Below are 18359 nucleotides of genomic sequence, written 5' to 3'. Positions count from 1 at the left end.
GACGTATTGCAAAGTTCTTCTTGAGGTCAGCATGCCCATCAACATCCTGATGCCCGCTCTCTCGCCGACAATGGAGAAGGGCAACCTCGCCAAGTGGCTGAAGAAGGAAGGCGACAAGGTCAAATCCGGCGATGTCATCGCCGAGATCGAGACCGACAAGGCGACCATGGAGGTCGAGGCGATCGACGAAGGCACGATCGCCAAGATCCTCGTGCCCGAGGGCACGCAGGACGTCCCGGTCAACGACGTGATCGCCGTGCTCGCCGGCGAAGGCGAGGACGTGAAGGCGGCTGGTGCCGCCAAGCCCAGCGCCTCGGCCGCACCTCCGAAAGCTGCTGAAGCGCCCGCCGCCGCGCCGGCTCCCGCAGCTGCGCCTGCCGCGCCCAAGGCTGCGCCGCCGCCTGCCGCTGCACCGGCGCCGCAGAGCAACGGCCATGGCGGCCGCGTGTTCTCATCGCCGCTTGCGCGCCGTCTCGCCAAGGACGCCGGCATCGATGTGTCGATGGTGACCGGTACCGGCCCGCACGGCCGCGTGGTCGCGCGTGACGTCGAGCAGGCCAAGTCCGGCAAGGGCCTGAGGGCGCCTGCCGCTGCGCCGTCCGGGGCGCCCTCGATCGCGCCGACCATGTCGGACAAGCAGATCCTGTCGCTGTTCGAGCCCGGCTCCTACGAGATCGTCCCGCATGACGGCATGCGCCGCACGATCGCGCAGCGCCTGACTGCGTCGATCCAGAACGTCCCGCACTTCTACCTCACCATCGACTGCGACATCGGCAAGCTGCTCGCCGCGCGCGAGGAGATCAATGCGGCTGCTCCCAAGGACAAGGAGAAGAAGCCGCTCTACAAGATCTCGGTCAACGACTTCGTCATCAAGGCGATGGCCGTTGCGCTCCAGAGGATCCCGAACTGCAACGTCAGCTGGACTGAAAGCGGCATGGTCAAGCACCACCATTCCGATGTCGGTGTTGCCGTGGCGATGCCCGGTGGCCTGATCACGCCGATCATCCGCAAGGCAGAGACCAAGACGCTCTCCACCATCTCCAACGAGATGAAGGATTTTGCCGCGCGCGCCCGCTCGCGCAAGCTGAAGCCCGAGGAATACCAGGGCGGCACCACCGCGGTCTCCAACCTCGGCATGTTCGGCATCAGCCATTTTACCGCCGTGATCAACCCGCCGCACGCCACGATCCTCGCGGTCGGCACCAGCGAGGAGCGTCCCGTGGTGCGTGGCGGCAAGATCGAGATCGCGAACATGATGAGCGTGACGCTCTCGTGCGATCACCGCGCCATCGACGGTGCGCTCGGCGCTGAGCTGATCGGCGCCTTCAAGCAGCTGATCGAAAATCCCGTCATGATGATGGTCTGAGATGGCGCATGACGACGCGCTGGCCCTGGATCTCGATGCTGGTCTCGCTGATCCTCACGCTCAGCCCGCTCGGCCGCGACATCGTTGACTCCGCCTTCTTCGCCGGCGAGGCGCTGTCGCGCAACATCTGGGCGCCGATCGCGCTCACCATCTTCGCCGTCATGGCGGCCGCCATTCTCTCGGAATGGCTGATCAGAACCTACATCCGCAATCGCCGCGCCCGCGGCGCAACGACCGCTTGAGTTGAACGGGAGCCGCCATGGCCGATACATCCTTCGACGTCATCATCATCGGCTCCGGCCCCGGCGGCTATGTCACCGCGATCCGCGCCGCCCAGCTCGGCCTCAAGGTCGCGATCGTCGAGAAGTCCTATCTCGGCGGCATCTGCCTGAACTGGGGCTGCATCCCGACCAAGGCGCTCTTACGCTCCGCCGAGATCTACCACTACATGCAGCACGCCAAGGATTACGGCCTGTCGGCGGAGAAGGTCTCGTTCGACCCGAAGGCGGTGGTGCAGCGTTCGCGCGGCGTCTCGAAGCGGCTGAACGACGGCGTCGGCTTCCTGATGAAGAAGAACAAGGTCAGCGTGATCTGGGGCGCGGCCTCGATCGACGCGCCCGGCAAGGTGACCGTGAAGAAGTCCGACGTCGAGGGCCCGAAGGGCGCGCTGGGCGAGGGGGCTTACCAGGCCAAGCACATCATTATTGCAACCGGCGCGCGGCCGCGCGTGCTGCCCGGGCTCGAGCCTGACAAGAAGCTGATCTGGACCTATTTTGAAGCGATGGTGCCGGAGAAAATGCCGAAGTCGCTCTTGGTCGTCGGCTCCGGCGCGATCGGCATCGAGTTCGCCTCGTTCTTCCACACCATGGGCTCCGAGGTCACCGTGGTCGAGGTGCTGCCGCAGATCCTGCCCGTCGAGGACGCCGAGATCGCAGGCCTTGCCCGCAAGCGTCTGGAAAAGCAGGGCATCAAGATCATGTCCTCGACCAAGGTCACGAAGCTGGAGAAGAAGGCCGACAGCGTCGTCGCCACCATCGACGACGGCAAGGGCAAGCCCGTCACCACCGAGTTCGAGCGCGTGATCTCGGCGGTCGGCGTCGTCGGCAATATCGAGAATCTCGGCCTGGAAAAGCTCGGCGTGAAGACCGACCGCGGCTGTATCGTCATCGACGGCTACGGCAAGACCAACGTCCCCGGCATCTACGCCATCGGCGACGTCGCCGGTCCCCCGATGCTGGCGCACAAGGCCGAGCATGAGGGCGTGATCTGCGTTGAGGCCATCAAGGGCCTGCATCCGCATCCCATGGACAAGAACCTGATCCCGGGCTGCACCTATTGCCAGCCGCAGGTCGCCTCTGTCGGCCTCACCGAAGCCAAGGCCAAGGAAAGCGGCCGAGAGATCCGCGTCGGCCGTTTCCCCTTCGTTGGCAACGGCAAGGCGATTGCGCTGGGCGAGGATCAGGGCCTGGTCAAGGTGATCTTCGACAAGAAGACCGGTCAGCTCCTCGGCGCCCATATGGTCGGTGCTGAAGTCACCGAGCTGATCCAGGGCTACGTCGTCGCGATGAATCTGGAGACGACCGAAGAAGAGCTGATGCACACGGTGTTCCCGCATCCGACCCTGTCGGAGATGATGAAGGAAGCCGTGCTCGATGCGTATGGAAGGGTTTTGAATATTTGAGGATTGGACGGCGGCGCCGTGCCCGATCCGTCATCCTGAGGTGCGAGCAAAGCGAGCCTCGAAGGGTGAACGGCCGAGATGCAGCAGCCGGGCTCGTCGCCCTTCGAGGCCTCCGCTTCGCTCCGGCACCTCAGGGTGACGAGTTCAATAGCAACCAAGCAGAACAACAAGAGGGGTCAACCCATGCACGATAACGACAATCTCACCATCGAACGCCCGACCTTCGTCACGCACCTGGAATGCGCGATGGAGGGCGATCATTACGCTGCCGACCAGGTCCACAATCTCTCCAAGGCCGGCAAGCCGCTTTTGGTGCGCTACGACCTCGCGGGCGTGAGGAAGGCGCTGACCAAGGACGCGCTTGCCCAGCGTCCCGGCGACATGTGGCGCTACCGCGAACTCTTGCCCGTGCGCAAATGCAAGGACATCGTCTCGCTCGGCGAGGTCACCACGCCGCTGATCCGGCTGCCGAAGCTCGGCGCCAAGCTTGGCGGCGGCGAGATCATCGTCAAGGACGAGGGACGCCTGCCGACCGGCTCGTTCAAGGCGCGCGGCCTCGTGATGGCGGTGTCGATGGGCAAGGCGCTCGGTATCAAGCACATGGCGATGCCGACCAACGGCAATGCCGGCGCGGCGCTCGCGGCCTACGCGACCTCCTGCGGCATCAAGACCACGATCTTCTGCCCGGCCGACACGCCCGAGGTGAACGTCAGCGAGATCGAGCTTCAGGGCGCGACCGTCTATCGCGTCAACGGCTATATCGACGATTGCGGCAAGATCGTCGGCGAAGGTAAGGCGAAAGTCGGCTGGTTCGACACGTCTACGCTCAAAGAGCCGTACCGCATCGAGGGCAAGAAGACGATGGGCCTGGAGCTCGCCGAGCAGCTCGGCTGGGACGTGCCCGACGTGATCTTCTATCCGACCGGCGGCGGCACCGGCCTGATCGGCATGTGGAAGGCTTTCGACGAGCTGGAGAAGATCGGGTTCATCGGCTCCAAGCGCCCGCGCATGGTCGCGGTGCAGGCGTCGGGCTGCGCGCCGATGGTGCGGGCCTATGACGCCGGCACCGAGCATGCGACGCGCTGGGAAGACGCCCACACGATTGCGTCGGGCATCCGCGTGCCGCAGGCGATCGGCGACTTCCTGATCCTGCGCGCGGTGCGTCAGAGCAAGGGTTTTGCCATCGCGGTCGACGACGACAAGATCTCGTCGGCGCTGAACGAGGTCGCGCGCGAGGAGGGGCTGCTGCTCTGTCCCGAGGGCGCCGCGACCTACGCCGCCTACAAGGACAGCCTTGCCGACGGCCGCGTCAGCAAGACCGACCGCGTGATGCTGTTCAACTGCGCGACTGGCCTGAAATACCCGCTGCCGCCGGTGACCCGCACGCTCGATCGCCACAAGCCGATCGACTACACGCAGTTCTAGGCACGACCAGACCGCCGGAGCGCGATGATCGCGCTCTGGCGCGTCATTTCGTCTCTTCACGACCGATCCCTCTTCCCGTACGCGGGAGGGCACAAAAAACAACAAAGACATCGCTGGGGAGAAGACAATGAAGAAGGCCATCTGGGCTGGGCTGTTCGGTATTCTCGCTGTGACCGGCGCCGCGCGCGCCGACGACTATCCCTCGCATCCCATCACCGTCATCGTTCCCTTTGCCGCCGGCGGCCCGTCGGATGCGATGGCGCGCGTGCTCGCCGAGCGCATGCGGGTGACGCTCGGCCAGCCGCTGGTGATCGAGAATGTCACGGGCGCGGGCGGCTCGATCGGCGTCGGTCGCGCCGTGCAATCGGCGCCGGACGGCTACACCATCTCCTTCGGCCATCTCGGCACCCATGTTGCCAACGGCGCCGTCTACAAGCTCAAATACGACCTCGTCGCCGATCTCGAGCCGGTGGTGCTGCTGCCGAGCAATCCGATGATCGTGGTGAGCAAGAACGCGGTGCCCGCGACCTCGTTGAAGGAGCTCATCGAGTGGCTGAAGTCGCGGCCGTCGCCGCCGACCGCCGGCACCGCCGGCGCGGGCTCCGGCAGCCATATCGCCGGTGTCTATTTCGAGAGCGTCAGCGGCATCAAGCTGCAATATGTGCCGTATCGCGGCACGGCTCCCGCGCTGAACGATCTCATCGCCGGCCAGATCGACGTCATCATCGATCAGACCTCCAACTCCATCAACCAGGTCCGCGCCGGCACGATCCGCGCCTATGCCATTACCGACGACAAGCGGCTCTCGTCGGCGCCGGACATTCCGACGGCCGCCGAGGCGGGGCTTAAAGGCTTCAACATGACGTTGTGGTCGGGCCTGTGGGGGCCGAAGGGCACGCCGAAGGAGATCGTCACCAAGCTCAATGCGGCCGCCGTGGAAGCGCTGAACGATCCCGCCGTGAAGAAGCAGCTCGAGAGCCAGGGCCTCGAGATGACGCCCAAGGATCAGCTCACGCCCGAAGCGCTCGGCGCGCGCCAGAAGGCGGAAATCGCAAAATGGTGGCCGATTATCAAGGCCGCCGACATCAAGGTGGATTGAGGCGGATTGCCTCTTCGGATGGGGCCACAACGTCAAGTGGCCGCACCCTGTGGAACAATCAGGTTCACGCGGCGCCGCGTTACGTCTTGGCTTCGCTGTGCTTCGACAGGGCCGTCTCCAGACAATTGATCAGAGCCGGCGTGGAAAATGGCTTCGCGAGAAAGCAGATGGCGCCAGCTTTCAGCGCGCGGTCGCGCACGGCATCGTCGGGAAAGGCGGTCATGAAGATAAACGGCGTGCGGTGACCGAGGCCGCGCATATGCATCAGGAGATCAACGCCGCTCATGACCGACATCTGCACATCCGCGATCACGCAGGACGTCGTCCTCAGTTCGGCCGACTGGAGAAATTCGAGAGCGGAGCCAAAGATGTAGACGGTGTATCCCCGCGACGTCAGCAGATTGTTGGTCGCAAGGCGGACGGATGGATCATCGTCAATGACGGAAATGACCGAAGGGACTGACAAGATGATCGCTCCTGATCGGGGAGCGGCCGCGCGCGGCGCAGCCGCCCATCGGAAAATGGGCCCCCGGAGCGACCTTGGAAAGCATACTTAGGTTTGCACCTTTCCCCCCGGGCGTGGAATTCCGAGCACCTCGGTCATTCTGACGAGATCGGCCAATGACTTCGCACCCATTTTCCGCATGATCTGCCCGCGATAGATCTTGACGGTAATCTCAGCCAATCCAAGCTCGGCAGCGACTTGCTTGTTCATCAGGCCGGACGCAACCAGGGCGAGAATGTCGCGCTGACGCGCCGTCAGGCCTTCAAAGCGAGCGCGCACGCTTGAGACCGACTTCTCGGCATCGCGCCGCTTGCGATCCCGTTCGATCGCAGCCTGGACTGCGTCCAGCATGTCCTGGTCGCGCACCGGCTTGGTCAAAAAATCGATGGCGCCACTCTTCATGGCCCGGACCGTCATAGGGATATCGCCATGACCGGTGATGAAGATGATAGGCGTGCGAATGTCGGCCTTCACGAGGTCCGCCTGGAGGTCGAAGCCGCTCGAGCCGGGCAGGCGGATGTCGAGCACGAGGCAACTGGGGACCCCCGGCGGCTTGGCTTCCATGACCTCCGCCGCCGAGCCGAAGGCCTCCACCCTGAGGCCGACCGATTGGAAGAGATTGGTGAGCGCCCGCCGCATCGACGGATCGTCATCGACGATCAGGACGATCGGATCATCGGCCCCCGCCTGTGCCTGTGCCTGCGTTGGCTTGGCGTGGTCGGTCACGACGCGGCCTCGTGTGGGAAGGGCAGGGCAATCTGGAATGTTGCACCGCTCCCCTCATTTGGGAATGCCGAAAGCCGGCCCGCGTGAGCCTCGATGATCGATCGGCAGATCGATAGTCCCATCCCCAGGCCGCTCGACTTTGTGGTGAAGAACGGCATGAACATGCGGTCTGTCACGTCGCCGTCAAGGCCGAGACCGCGATCCGTCACGGTAAGAAGCAGGTGCTCGTCGCCGTCCCGACTGGAGCGAATTGCCAGCTCGCGCGGGAGCTCGACATTGGCTTGCATGGCTTCGATCCCGTTCATGACGAGGTTGATCAGCACCTGCTGGAGCTGGATCCGATCGCCGCAAATGTTGGGCAGGCCCGACGACAACTCCATCCGCACCGACACGGCATGGGTAGCGAGCTCGCGCCGAACGAGGGCCATCACCTCCCTCACGACCTGATTGATGTCGACTGGGACCATCTCGATTTCGGTCTTTTTCGCGAGCGCCCGGATCCGGCGGATCACCTCGCTGGCCCGATTGGCGTCCTCGACGATCCATTCGACGGAACGGCGCGCAGCGTCGAGATCGGCCGGGTCGCGGCCGAGCCAACCGATACAGGCGTCGGCATTGGAAATGACGGCGGCGAGAGGCTGGTTGATTTCGTGGGCAATCGAGGCGGTGAGCTCGCCGAGCGTCGTGATGCGCGTGACATGAGCGAGCTCGGCTTGCGCTTTGCGCAGGGCATCTTCGGCCTGCTCGGTGCGGATTGCCGCCGTCACATCGCTGCTGACGCCCCTATAGCCGAGAAAGTTACCATTCTCGTCATGGAAGGGCTTGCCGCTGGTGCGCACGTAAATCTGAGATCCGTTGCGATCCCTGCTGCGGTAAACCAGGTCGCGGAACGGAAGGTGGGCATCGAGCGCCGCGCGATGCTGCTCCCACTTCTCGGGCTCGAACTCGGCATCGGGCGGAATGTCCCAACGGGTCAGCCCGATCAAGCCCGTCGGCACCGGACTGGCCGTGTCGGCGTGTTCCGATATCCGGGTGATGCGGTGATCCGGTCCGGTCTCCCAAAACCAGTCCGATGCGGTTTCGGCATAGTCGCGGAAGCGCTGCTCGGATTGCTTGAGCTCGTCAAAGGCCTTTTGCAGTGCTTCTTTTGCGGCGAACTGCTCGGTGACGTCCACGTGCGTGCCGATGATTTCCATCACATCGCCATCGCCGCCTTTCACAGGATGTCCCTCCGTATGGACACGTCGTATCGAACCGTCCGGACGCGCAATCCGAAAGTCGATTTCGAAGGGCTCCCCCTGATGGATTGCGCGACGTTCCACGTCGGCAATTCGTCGAAAGTCATCGGCGAGGATCCGTTGCTGGAAAGCCCGCGCCGGGACATCGATCTGGTCCGGCTCAAATCCGAACAGGCGGTAGAGCTCAGCCGATCGGTAGGCAAACTCCTGACGACGCACGTCCCAGGCCCAGCTGCTCGTATGGCTGAGGCGCTGGGCTTCGGCCAGATAGGCCTCACTGCGGCGCAGCCTCTTCTCTGTTTCCTTTGCAATCGTGACATCGGTGACAGCGCCGGCGAACTCGATGCGCCCGGATGCACGTCTCACCGCGCGTGCCACGGAATGGAGATATTTGATGGATCCATCCGGCATCAACAGGCGATATTCATGGTCGAAATCCTCCGCTTCGCGGAAGGCTCGATCAAGGGTCTTGCGGACCGCATCGCGGTCCTCGGGATGGATGCGCTGAAAAACGAAGCTCAGGTTCGGCTGCATGGCCGGGGCACATTGGAAAATGCGAAAGGTTTCCCTCGACCAGAAGATCTCGTCGGTCGCGGGGCTCAAGCCGAAGCTGCCCGTGCGGCTCAGTTCCTGAGCCTGGGCGAGGTAGGCCTCGCTCTGCCGCAGCGCATCCTCCGCCTCCTTGCGCTGGGTGATGTTTTCGCAGGCGACCAGCACGACCGGCGTGCCGTCGCCGCGCAGCATCGCCTTGGCGTTTTCACGGACCCAGAGAACCGAGCCGTCTTTGCGGATCTTGCGAATCTCCCAGGTGTGCGACTGGTCCACGGTTTCCAGGCACAACCCTACGCATTGACGGACGAAGTCGCGGTCTTCCTCGAAAAAGACGTTCAGCACGGATTGGCCGGTCAACTCGGTCGCCGTGTAACCCAACTGTGCGGCGCCAAACGTGTTCACGTTGAGCACCGTCCCGGCCGGATCGACCATGAAATACATGACCGGATTATGCTCGAACACCTCGCGCCACTGCTTCACGGCGTCGCGTAGATCGACGATGTCCTGTCGCGAGTCATCACCGACCGCGGAACTGTCCTTCTCGCCGGTGCCGAAAGATCGAAGCGCCGCGAGGCCGCCGAGCAGCAATTGTGCGGCCGAATTACCAAATTTCGCGATTTGGCCAGGCATCATCGCGGGCGTCCCGGCTCGCAGGGGTCGAAGCAAGTAGAGCACTTTGCAATCAGGGGAGCAATTCCCTCCGACCAAAGTAGACTCCGCGCCGAAACTCGCGGCAGCCGTGCAGCCTGCCGGCCTTGCGCCGTCTCGTTGCGAAGGTGCGGCGAAGGCCCGGAAAACTACGGGACAAACCTACGTATAGCTCGCGCATCCCAAGTCATAGCGCACATTTACCTCCGTACAATTGAGTCGTCCGTTGCATGCGGACTAGTCTCACAACCATCGAAGGGACGCGATGTGCAAGGCCACAAGCCGGCGATTAGCTCGATGTGCTGCTGATGGCTCCGCGTCCATTGCCCGACCTGCTGCACGATTGGCTGGTCGCGATTGAGAGGCCGCATTTCAGTAACGAGCGTGGATGGTCGGGCGTCAGCGTACGCGCGAAGCCACGCCCATGAGAGCCGGGAGGAGAGCATGATGTGCGATACGCCTGAACACTCCGAGCGTGGCCCTGCCGTAAAAGCTTGCGCTGTCTGTAGCGGCAAGTTTGGCCTGATCCGATATTATTCGTGGCGAGCGCCGCTGTGCTCCAGAAAATGTCTCGATCGCTTCAGGGCGCGCCGCGAACGCGACCGCCGATGGTTGTTTCGATTTCAGGCGGCATGAGGATTAGCCCTTCGATCGGCTCCATTCGGCAATTCTGAACCGGAGGCTGCGTGCTGAACCGTGCTTGCAAGCTCCTCTTGATGATCGCGCTGCCGCTTCCGTTGGTAACGGGAGTGAAGGCCGACGAGCTCGGACAGGATGGTGCACATCGTCATCATCCACTCCAGGATCAGCTCCTGCACGAGAAGTTCTATTCCAGCTGGCACATGCCCGATAATCCCGTGCTCAGCTGCTGCAACAGCGCGGATTGCTACCCGACCGAGGTGCGATATGTCGACGGCCGGATCTACGCGCGGCGCCGGGAGGACGGGAAGTACATCCTCATTCCATCCCAGAAGGTCGAGCGAAACAGGGACAATCCCGACGGCCGCAACCATCTTTGCGCGCCGCCGCCGTCCGCCTCTCTGGTCGACACGGTCTACTGCTTCGCGTTGGGAGGTGCCACGTGAGATTCATATTGGTGAACGGCAGGACCCCTTTCCGCAAGACATTCTGTCTATGGTGCTGCGAGGAGATCAGCGGCGGCTATCTGCGCGACGCGAAGACGCTGCTGCCCTATTGCGGCTACGAGTGTTACGCGCTCCATCACGAAGCGGCGCCGTTGATCGAGAGGCGAGCGCAAGCGGCGTCTTGAGCTGACGGGTGGGCGAGGCGCATGGGCCGATGCAGCTGCTGGCAGGGGAGGACAGGACGTTGAAATTCATGCTCGTCAACCAGGACCAACCGCGCCATGGCGTCACCTGCAGCGCGTGCGCCCGGCCGCTGGGCTCGAGCTACGTCCGGCATGTGTCCACGCAACGGCAGTACTGCGAGTATGATTGCTACCGCCGGTATCAGCAGACGAGCATGGAAGCGCTCTGGCCTTACCGCAGTTCGCTCGAGATGGTCACGGTGTTAGCGGCCATTTCGAGCTGGAGCTGGATGATGCAATTCGGCGCGCTCTCGGGCGCGCTGACGGAAGCATTTCTGCGCGCGCACGAACCTTCTGACCACGGAAGGAGGTGACGGCTAGCCTAACGATGCGGGCCGCGCAGAGTCGGCGGCCGCAGTCACTGCATCCAGCTTCGCGCCGCGTCCAGCCCCGGCGTTGCGAAGCTAGGGCGCGGCGGCTGCGGCCGCTGCCGTGGGTGCCGCGCTGACTTCGTGCGTCGTGACGCGTTGCTCGGACTTCGCCGTGGCCGTGCCACTGCCCTCGAACCGGGCGCGGTAGACCAGCACATTCTCCATCACGCGCTGGACGTAGTTGCGTGTCTCCGACAGCGGGATGCGCTCGACCCAGTCGACCGGATCGACCTTGGGGTCGCGCGGGTCGCCGCGCGCCTGCACCCATTCGCGCACCCGGCCGCGGCCGGCATTGTAGCCGGCGAAGGTCATGATCTGGTCGCCGCGATATTCCGACAGCAGCGCGCTGAGCTCGGCCGCACCCATCTGGGTGTTATAGACGGGATCGGACACCATCCTGTCCCAGTCATAGGTCAGGCCAAAGCGCTTTGCGGTATCGCGTCCCGCCTCCGGGGTCACCTGCATCAGCCCGACCGCGTTGGCGGCAGACTTGTCGCGTTGGTCGAACGAGCTTTCGGTGCGTGCCACCGAATAGATCACGCTGGTCTCGATCGCGGGCGCGACCTGCTTGTGCTCGGGAATGCCGATGGTCGGGAAGGCGTAATGGTCGAGCGCAAGCCCGCGCGCCAGCGCCGACTTGCCGACCTCCAGCATCACGCGCGCATCGTTGCGCCGGCCGGCGAGCTCGCCGAGCGCTTCCAGCGCTGCGACGTCGGTGCTCTCTTTGGCAAAATCCTCGGCGTAATAGAACACCATGTCGCGCTCGCCGATGCCGTAGAGCATCTCGGCAGCGCGGACGCGCTCGTCCGCGGGCTGTGTATCGGCCGCGGCCAGCACGGGCGAGGGCGGGCGCAGCTCGATCCCGTCGACGCCGAGCCTGGCGCGTGCGAGCTGGCCGTAATAGGCGGTCGGATAGCGCGCGGCGGCCTGATAGCTCATGCGCGCATCCGCCGTCGCCCCCATCGCCTCGGCCGCGCGGCCGCGCCAGTAATGCGCCCGCGACAGTGCGATCGGATTGGCCGAGCCTTCATCGATCGCGGCGAAATGCACCATGGCCGCCTTGGGATCGTCGAGATAGCGCAGCGCAATCCAGCCGCACATGAAGTGGTAGTCGACGCGATAGACTTCCATCACGGGCACCGCCGCCGCGCGCACCACGTCGTAGGCGGTCTTGAACTTGCCCTGGTCGAGAAGCTTTCGCGCGAGCAGGCGGCGCTCGCGCCACCAGGCATCGGTGTCCTGGGCCGCCATCGTGTCGGGCGCGGCGGCCAGGATCAACTCGGCGGCGTCGTCGATGCGGTCGTTCTGGAGATGCCACTGCGCGCGGCACAGGACATAGCCGAGATCGCGGCGTGCTTCGGTCGAGACGTCCTCGAGATAATCCTTGGCCTTGTTGGCCTTGCCGGTGACCGCCGAGCAGGCCTTGACGATCGCGAGCGCGTCTTCGCCAAGCCGTTTTGCGGCGCGCCTTGCACCGGCGTAGTCCTTGGCGCCGAGGCGCTTGTCCATGCGGGCGCGATGATCGTCAGCGGTCAGGAGATCGCGGAACGCCTCGTAGGAATCCTCCTCGCTGCGCTCGGACAATTCGTCCGTGCGCCAGGCCTCGCGCACCAGGCGCGTAGCCCTGTCATTGTCGCCTTCACTCAGGAGCACGCGGGCGAGCGCGAACTTGCCCTTGGCGCTGGTCGGCCGGTCCATCGTGAACTTGTGCACGGCCGCCGCGCCGCTCTTCTCCTGCCACAGCCGCGCTTCGGCGCGGCGGCGGAGTAGGGCGCTGCTCGGCCAGTCCGGATTGGCGGCGAGGAAGGCGGCGTAGCGCTTGAAGGGTGCCGTGCTCTCGGAATGGCGCAGCAGGAACCAGTCGGCGAGCTTCTGTCCGGCCGGATCGGCAATGCGGTCGCGCGCGGCGCTCGCATCGTCGGTCTTGCCCTTGCGCGCGAGATCGATGGCGTCCTTCAGCGCGGCGAGGTCGCCGGTGAGCGGCGGCGGCGCCGGCTTGTCCAAGGGCTCGTCGTCCTTCTTGGGCTTGCGCTTGGCGTCGGCATGCTTGCCGTGGCGCGACTTCGCGGCAGCGTGACGCTGCTTGCCGCCGGCTTTCGTCTCATGCGTTTTCTTTGACGCCGACGATTTGTGACTGCTCTTCGCTGCCAACTCGGCAGGAAGAAGGGCCAATGCGGCCACGGCAACGACACACGCGAGCGAGCGTAGGCACTGGTTCATTCGATGGTCCCCCTGCGAAACCACTACAAACCAAGGTCCGCGACGACATGCGGCTTGAGAATCAAAGACGACACCCAAAACGATGCCACGACATCGTTTCGCAGTCCTCACGCTCCTTCAACAATGCGGCAAAATACCGATGGGAACTCGGGAACTTCCGAAATGGCGGAAAGGTAATGCCTTCAACCTTTGTTAACGAATGGGGCTCGCGCGACGGTTGCGCGCGGTCAGGGGCGTCGCGAGGGCCAGATTGCGCGTGTTCCCGCCGCCAAAACCGGTGTATTGAGTTCCCAACCGGTCCTTTCAGCTCTTACCCCCACCGCTCATGCCACTTTTCAACCAGTCGATCAGGCGCAAGATCGTCGGGATAGCCCTCGGATTGATCGTCCTGATGCTGGTCACCGCGATTCTTTCGATGGTGATGTCGAGCCAGGTCGGCGTCCTGCTCGACGAGCTGACCGATCGCTACATTCCGGCCTACGGCCATCTGGCGCGCGCCAACATCCGCTCGCTGGAGCGCTCGGTGGCGCTGCGGCGGATGGTCATGATGAAGATGCAGGCACCCTCGGAGGAGGAGGCCTATGCGGCGCGCCTGCGCGAATTCGAGGAGGCCGATCGGAAGATCGACGAGGAAGCCGAGGCCGCGCGCACGCACATCAACGCGATCATCGACGACAAGAGGACGCCTTCCGACAATGCCGGGCTGGCGCGGATCGAGACCCGCATCGAAACCACTCTCACCGAGCTGCGTCACGACATGAATGAGGACCACGCAAAACTCCTCAAGCAGGTCGAAGGCAAGCAGATGACGGAGGCGCGCGGGACCCTGGAGCATCTCGACACCATACGCGACCAGTTCAACCAGAAGATCGACGCGATCCGCGCCGACATGCTGAAGCAGGTCTTCGCCAGTACGGCGACAGTGATCGGTCGCCAGCGCCAGGCGATGATCATTTCGGGCATCGTCACCATCCTCGCGGCGGTGGTCGGATTTGCTTTCGCGCTCCTCGTCTCCAGTGGCATCACGCGACCGGTGCGGCTGTTGCTCGCCGGCACCCGCGAGGTCGAGGCGGGGCGCTTCGACAAGACCATCACGGTCTCGACCCAGGACGAGATCGGCGAGCTCGCCGCCGCTTTCAATCGCATGATCGAGCAGTTGCGGCACAACGAGCGCATCCGCGAGACCTTTGGCCGCTATATCGATCCCAAGGTGGCGCAGGGGCTGATCGACCGGCCCGAGGTTGCCATCGACGGCCAGCGCCGGGTGATGACCATCATGTTCTCCGACATGAGCGGCTTCACCTCGATGAGCGAGGGCATGACCCCGCGTGGCCTCGTCAAGGTGATGAACCACTATTTCACGGTGATGTCCGCGCCGATCCGGGGCCATCGCGGCGTCATCGACAAATATATCGGCGATGCCATCATGGCCTATTGGGGCCCTCCCTTCATTGAGGAGGACGAGCCGGCGCTGTTCGCCTGCTACGCCGCCATCGACATGGCCGATGAGGTGCCGGCGTTGCAGAAGCAATTGCCTGACCTGCTCGGTATCCGCGCCATGCCAGGCCCTTGCGATCTGCGCATCGGGATTGCCACCGGCGAGGTCCTGACCGGCAGCATCGGCTCCGAGCTGATGATGAGCTTCACCGTGATGGGCGATGCCGTGAACCTCGCTTCGCGGCTCGAACTGGTCAACAAGATCTACGGCACGCGGATCCTGATCGCGCAGGCGACGGCGGACGCGATCGGCTCGAACCTCGAGCTGCGCGAGATCGATCGTCTGGCGGTGGCCGGCCAAAGCGCATCGCAGGCCATTTTCGAGGTGATGAGCAAGGCGCACGGGCTCAGCGTCCCGCAGGAGAGCTTGCGCGCGCGCTACGCCGAAGGCCTCGCCGCCTACCGCGCGCAGCGCTTCGACGAGGCTCGCGCCGCGTTCAATGCAGCGCTCGAAGCGGTGCCCGGCGACGGCCCCTCGCGCACGCTGCTCGGCCGCATCGCGCAGTTCGAGGCCAATCCGCCGGACGCAGCTTGGGATGGTGCCTGGCGGCTGGAGCAGAAATAGCCGTTCTTGCTGGGCTTGCACCGCCCTTGCTGGAAAAAACGTTTCTACTCGATAACGATGTTCGCCGTGACCTATTTCTCAGGCTTAGGTTTGACGTCCCTTGTGGCGTTTGATGGGGACACGCCGATGACAGAACTTCATGACAGGCTGGAACGGTTCGAGACGCTCACCGCCGAATGCGAGCTGATTGCCAAGCTCGCCACCGACAGCACCAAGCGCGAGTTCTATCTGAGACTCTCGGAGCAGTATCGTCAGCTGGCGGTGGATATGCGGAAGGCGATCGCGACCAAGGCCGCGGCCTGACGCCGCCTGCAATCCGTTCTTAATGTTTGGCGCGCCTCCTTTGAGGATGCGAGCGTCGCGATCATGATTGCTCGCATTGGGAATGCCGAGGTCCGTTGCGGTGCAGCGCATCTCGCTGACGTCGCTTTGCCGCTCCTCACCAGGGCAATCCCATGCGCCTTCTCGCAGTCCTCATCTTCGCGCTCATGACGGCCGCCTGCAATCAGGAGCAGGACATCACCGGCTCGACCCCGGTCTGTGCGATGCGGAACTACAGCTCCTACAATCCCCGCGACATGAACCAGTGCGTTGCCGCCTGCAAGGCGTGCGACCACGGCAACACCGTCACCTGCACCACGTCATGCACCCTCAAGGGTGCCCACTGAGCGGCGGCGCTGGCTGGAGCTAGCGCTGAGGGTGCTCGGGCACCGGAACGATTCACATGGGTTAGTCATTGAAGGGGCAGGCAGGACGCGGAGTCCTATGGAATGGGTATGCTCGATCCCGGTCGGTTCCTGGTGTCGTGCTCGCATTGCGATGCATGGCCGATGGCGGCCAACGTCAAACGTTCGAGCTGGTCGGCGTCGCCGCACGAGGTCCGCTTCGTATGCCCGCGCTGTCGCCGCGAGGAGACAGCCATCATCTCGGCCTCCGGTGAGCTGACCCCGATCCGGCGCATCGACGCCCCGCTGCGCGATGTCACCGCGGCTTGGGCTCAGGCCCAGCGGCCAAGAGGGCGGGCGTAACCCGCCCGTCACAGGACCAAGAGATCGGGCGCAGTCAGCTCTGCGCAACACCTTGCGCGGTCCGTTTTTGGAACCCGGCCTACGCCGACGCGTTTCCGCTCCGACATCAACGCACCGAGGCCCTGCGAAATGATCAGCGAGTATTTCGACACCCGCACCCGGATCAACATGAAGCTGGCGCTGGATCGGGTCTGCCGCAATCGCCCGGTCGGAGAGGACCATTGCTTTCGCAGGTCCGTTGCCGAGAACATCATCCGCTGCGCGCTCACGGGCCGCACCGGCATCGGCCAGCTCGTCGATGCCGGCGAGCGGGCGGTGATCAGGACGCGTTCGGAGCGGGAGCCGGCCTGATTGCGCCGGCTCAATCTCCGGTGCGGTGCTTTGCCCGTCATGCAACCGGCCGATTGACTCTCCGCTTGCCCGCCCCGTAGATTGGCCGGTGACGGTTCTCCTCACGGAGATCAAAAGGGAACGTGGTGCGAGGTTTTCCCGATACCGGGATATTCTCAACGCCACGGCTGCCCCCGCAACTGTAAGCGGTGAATCTTTCGTCATATGCCACTGGGAATCTCGGTCCTGGGAAGGCGACGTAAGGTAACGACCCGCGAGCCAGGAGACCTGCCGTCAGCCGTGGTCACACGCGAAGATGTCGGTCGGGGAGTACAGACATTAGCTTCACCGAAGCAATCGAACGCTCCGCCGTGAAACCTCGTTCGCTGTGACGTGCCACTGACGTCATACCGAGGTTACAAGAGTGTCCCGTATTGTCTTTGCCGCCAGGCGCTTCCGCGCCGGCGTTGTCGCGTTCGTTTCCCTGTATTCGCTCGATCTGACCATGGCCCAGGCCCAGCAGTCGGCATCGCCCGATCTGCTGCCGCCGGTCGAGGTCGCGCCGACCGAGCGTGCGGCCAAGCCGCAAGTCGTGCGGCTTGCGCCGGACAAGCCCGAGCGGCAGCGCGTCGCTCGGCTGCCGAAACCCGGGCTGGTGCCGGCCTCGCCCCCGGTTGCCGGGGTATCCGCGGCCAACCTGTTTCCGACGGTCGTCGTCAGTCCGACGGGCGTTGTCACTCCGACCAATCTGGTTGCGAGCTCGGTGACGGTTCTGACCGCCAGAGACATGGAGCGCGATCAGCGCCGGACCGCATCCGATGCGCTGAGCGCGGTTCCTGGCCTCAACCTCGTGCAGCCGGCGGCCCCGGCGGACAGACGTCGATCTTCATGCGCGGAACGAATTCCAACCACACCAAGGTCCTGATCGACGGCATCGACGTCAGCGATCCCAGCAACCCGAACCGTTCGTTTGATTTCGGCCAGTTGCTCACCTCCGACATTCAGCAGATCGAAGTCCTGCGCGGTCCGCAGGGCGGTCTCTACGGCGCAGACGCGCTGGGGGGCGTGATCTCCATCGTGACGAAGAAGGGTGACGGTCCCGCCCGCGCGACCGGCTCGGTCGAGGGAGGCTCGTTCGGAACGTTCAACCAGACCGCAGGTCTGAGCGGTTCACAGGACCACTTCAACTATGCCTTCAACGTCGCGCATTTCCACGCGAACGACGTGCCGGTGACACCGGTCGAATTGCTGCCGCCGGGGCAGAAGGCGATCGGCAACTATTACGACAACATGACCTATTCGACGAAGCTTGGCGCCGAATTGAGCGAAAACCTGACGCTCAACGGCGTGGCGCGGTACACCGACGCCACCCTGCGCTTTACCGGAGACACCTTCGATCCCGTCACATCCGCGAGCTTTCCCGCGGCCGCGCAAAGCACGCAGACGGTGCACCAGCTCTTCACGCGCGGGGAGGCGGTCTGGTCCGCTCTCGACGACCGGATGAAAAGCTATTTCGGCGTCAACTACACCAATCACTGGAACTACAACATCTCGCCCGGCGACGTGATGCCCACGATCACGACCGGCGATCGCGTCAAGTATGATTGGCACACCACGACCCAGCTCGCGCCCAACAACAATGTCATCATTGGCGCGGAACATGAGACCGAAACACTGCAAACGGCGACGGTCTCGGCGCAAAACGTCAACAAGGCCGGATATATGGAGCTGCAGTCCCAGTTCCGGGATCGCATCTTCTTCACGGCCAACGTCCGGCAGGA

Annotated in this window: 18 protein-coding genes, 1 pseudogene and 1 riboswitch; of the genes and pseudogenes, 15 read left to right on the top strand and 4 right to left on the bottom strand. The window is 64.0% G+C overall.

What is annotated here, in order from left to right; translation table 11 throughout:
* The first annotated feature begins 31 nt into the window (after positions 1-31).
* The 5 genes from J4G43_RS28850 to J4G43_RS28830 all read left to right on the top strand — a co-directional run bounded on the left by J4G43_RS28850 (position 32) and on the right by J4G43_RS28830 (position 5571).
* Positions 32-1366, top strand: coding sequence for a pyruvate dehydrogenase complex dihydrolipoamide acetyltransferase (locus J4G43_RS28850; protein ID WP_208087045.1), 1335 nt, complete (start codon positions 32-34; stop codon positions 1364-1366).
* A gap of 8 nt (positions 1367-1374) precedes the next feature.
* Positions 1375-1608, top strand: a complete 234-nt coding sequence (locus J4G43_RS28845; protein WP_014495017.1) for a hypothetical protein — start codon at positions 1375-1377, stop codon at positions 1606-1608.
* A gap of 17 nt (positions 1609-1625) precedes the next feature.
* Entirely contained in the window at positions 1626-3047 is a 1422-nt protein-coding gene (gene lpdA / locus J4G43_RS28840; RefSeq protein ID WP_208087044.1) for a dihydrolipoyl dehydrogenase, read from the top strand.
* Positions 3048-3230: 183 nt separating this feature from the next.
* A complete protein-coding gene (locus J4G43_RS28835) occupies positions 3231-4472 on the top strand; it encodes a threonine synthase (protein ID WP_208087043.1) in 1242 nt (413 codons plus the stop codon).
* Positions 4473-4599: 127 nt separating this feature from the next.
* On the top strand, positions 4600-5571 hold the full coding sequence (locus J4G43_RS28830; RefSeq protein ID WP_208087042.1) for a tripartite tricarboxylate transporter substrate binding protein BugD: 972 nt from the start codon (positions 4600-4602) through the stop codon (positions 5569-5571).
* Between the two features lie 79 nt (positions 5572-5650).
* On the opposite strand, the gene J4G43_RS28825 is transcribed toward J4G43_RS28830, so the two are convergent.
* The 3 genes from J4G43_RS28825 to J4G43_RS28815 form a co-directional block, all read right to left on the bottom strand.
* Positions 5651-6037 carry a response regulator transcription factor gene (locus tag J4G43_RS28825; RefSeq protein ID WP_208087041.1) on the bottom strand — a complete coding sequence of 129 codons (387 nt, stop codon included), beginning with the start codon at positions 6035-6037 and terminating at the stop codon, positions 5651-5653.
* Positions 6038-6124: 87 nt separating this feature from the next.
* The gene (locus J4G43_RS28820) at positions 6125-6802 is read right to left on the bottom strand and encodes a response regulator transcription factor (RefSeq protein ID WP_071913561.1); all 678 of its coding nucleotides are present in this window, start codon (positions 6800-6802) and stop codon (positions 6125-6127) included.
* Complete coding sequence (locus J4G43_RS28815; protein ID WP_208089443.1) at positions 6799-9225, bottom strand: PAS domain S-box protein; 2427 nt, start codon at positions 9223-9225, stop codon at positions 6799-6801. The genes J4G43_RS28820 and J4G43_RS28815 overlap by 4 nt, the downstream gene beginning before the upstream one ends.
* A 701-nt stretch (positions 9226-9926) precedes the next feature.
* On the opposite strand from J4G43_RS28815, the gene J4G43_RS28810 reads away from it, so the two are divergent.
* The 3 genes from J4G43_RS28810 to J4G43_RS28800 are packed head-to-tail and all read left to right on the top strand — an operon-like array spanning position 9927 to position 10881.
* On the top strand, positions 9927-10325 hold the full coding sequence (locus tag J4G43_RS28810; RefSeq protein ID WP_014495024.1) for a hypothetical protein: 399 nt from the start codon (positions 9927-9929) through the stop codon (positions 10323-10325).
* On the top strand, positions 10322-10510 hold the full coding sequence (locus J4G43_RS28805; protein ID WP_084795121.1) for a hypothetical protein: 189 nt from the start codon (positions 10322-10324) through the stop codon (positions 10508-10510). The genes J4G43_RS28810 and J4G43_RS28805 overlap by 4 nt, the downstream gene beginning before the upstream one ends.
* A gap of 29 nt (positions 10511-10539) precedes the next feature.
* The gene (locus J4G43_RS28800) at positions 10540-10881 is read left to right on the top strand and encodes a hypothetical protein (RefSeq protein ID WP_223153535.1); all 342 of its coding nucleotides are present in this window, start codon (positions 10540-10542) and stop codon (positions 10879-10881) included.
* Between the two features lie 90 nt (positions 10882-10971).
* Here J4G43_RS28800 and J4G43_RS28795 read toward each other — a convergent pair whose 3' ends face one another.
* Positions 10972-13158 carry a lytic transglycosylase domain-containing protein gene (locus J4G43_RS28795; protein ID WP_208087040.1) on the bottom strand — a complete coding sequence of 729 codons (2187 nt, stop codon included), beginning with the start codon at positions 13156-13158 and terminating at the stop codon, positions 10972-10974.
* 325 nt (positions 13159-13483) lie between these two features.
* Between J4G43_RS28795 and J4G43_RS28790 the strand changes: the two genes are divergently transcribed.
* From J4G43_RS28790 to J4G43_RS55145, 7 genes and pseudogenes are all read left to right on the top strand, one after another.
* On the top strand, positions 13484-15220 hold the full coding sequence (locus tag J4G43_RS28790) for an adenylate/guanylate cyclase domain-containing protein (protein WP_208087039.1): 1737 nt from the start codon (positions 13484-13486) through the stop codon (positions 15218-15220).
* Between the two features lie 126 nt (positions 15221-15346).
* A complete protein-coding gene (locus J4G43_RS28785) occupies positions 15347-15523 on the top strand; it encodes a hypothetical protein (RefSeq protein WP_166341944.1) in 177 nt (58 codons plus the stop codon).
* 152 nt (positions 15524-15675) lie between these two features.
* The gene (locus tag J4G43_RS28780; protein ID WP_063983092.1) at positions 15676-15888 is read left to right on the top strand and encodes a hypothetical protein; all 213 of its coding nucleotides are present in this window, start codon (positions 15676-15678) and stop codon (positions 15886-15888) included.
* 102 nt (positions 15889-15990) lie between these two features.
* On the top strand, positions 15991-16248 hold the full coding sequence (locus J4G43_RS28775; protein ID WP_071913574.1) for a hypothetical protein: 258 nt from the start codon (positions 15991-15993) through the stop codon (positions 16246-16248).
* A 129-nt stretch (positions 16249-16377) separates the two neighbouring features.
* Positions 16378-16599 carry a hypothetical protein gene (locus J4G43_RS28770; protein ID WP_208087038.1) on the top strand — a complete coding sequence of 74 codons (222 nt, stop codon included), beginning with the start codon at positions 16378-16380 and terminating at the stop codon, positions 16597-16599.
* A 75-nt stretch (positions 16600-16674) separates the two neighbouring features.
* Positions 16675-16888: riboswitch (cobalamin riboswitch) on the top strand.
* 114 nt (positions 16889-17002) lie between these two features.
* Positions 17003-17503, top strand: coding sequence for a hypothetical protein (locus tag J4G43_RS28765; protein ID WP_225005888.1), 501 nt, complete (start codon positions 17003-17005; stop codon positions 17501-17503).
* Positions 17467-17586: pseudogene (locus J4G43_RS55145) on the top strand (hypothetical protein); the annotation flags it as partial. The gene J4G43_RS28765 and the pseudogene J4G43_RS55145, both read left to right, overlap by 37 nt.
* Between the last annotated feature and the right edge of the window lie 773 nt (positions 17587-18359).

Source organism: Bradyrhizobium barranii subsp. barranii, assembly GCF_017565645.3.
GTDB lineage: Bacteria > Pseudomonadota > Alphaproteobacteria > Rhizobiales > Xanthobacteraceae > Bradyrhizobium > Bradyrhizobium barranii.
The sequence above is the reverse complement of the archived record's forward strand: the minus strand, read 5'-3'. Positions and strand labels throughout refer to the sequence as shown.

Bases quoted from the DNA above. Each gene is read 5' to 3' on its own strand.
- J4G43_RS28850 (WP_208087045.1), top strand. From the start codon at position 32: ATGCCCATCAACATCCTGATGCCCGCTCTCTCGCCGACAATGGAGAAG.
- J4G43_RS28845 (WP_014495017.1), top strand. From the start codon at position 1,375: ATGACGACGCGCTGGCCCTGGATCTCGATGCTGGTCTCGCTGATCCTC.
- lpdA (WP_208087044.1), top strand. From the start codon at position 1,626: ATGGCCGATACATCCTTCGACGTCATCATCATCGGCTCCGGCCCCGGC.
- J4G43_RS28835 (WP_208087043.1), top strand. From the start codon at position 3,231: ATGCACGATAACGACAATCTCACCATCGAACGCCCGACCTTCGTCACG.
- J4G43_RS28830 (WP_208087042.1), top strand. From the start codon at position 4,600: ATGAAGAAGGCCATCTGGGCTGGGCTGTTCGGTATTCTCGCTGTGACC.
- J4G43_RS28815 (WP_208089443.1), bottom strand. From the start codon at position 9,225: ATGATGCCTGGCCAAATCGCGAAATTTGGTAATTCGGCCGCACAATTG.
- J4G43_RS28800 (WP_223153535.1), top strand. From the start codon at position 10,540: ATGCAGCTGCTGGCAGGGGAGGACAGGACGTTGAAATTCATGCTCGTC.
- J4G43_RS28795 (WP_208087040.1), bottom strand. From the start codon at position 13,158: ATGAACCAGTGCCTACGCTCGCTCGCGTGTGTCGTTGCCGTGGCCGCA.
- J4G43_RS28790 (WP_208087039.1), top strand. From the start codon at position 13,484: ATGCCACTTTTCAACCAGTCGATCAGGCGCAAGATCGTCGGGATAGCC.
- J4G43_RS28785 (WP_166341944.1), top strand. From the start codon at position 15,347: ATGACAGAACTTCATGACAGGCTGGAACGGTTCGAGACGCTCACCGCC.
- J4G43_RS28780 (WP_063983092.1), top strand. From the start codon at position 15,676: ATGCGCCTTCTCGCAGTCCTCATCTTCGCGCTCATGACGGCCGCCTGC.
- J4G43_RS28775 (WP_071913574.1), top strand. From the start codon at position 15,991: ATGGGTATGCTCGATCCCGGTCGGTTCCTGGTGTCGTGCTCGCATTGC.
- J4G43_RS28770 (WP_208087038.1), top strand. From the start codon at position 16,378: ATGATCAGCGAGTATTTCGACACCCGCACCCGGATCAACATGAAGCTG.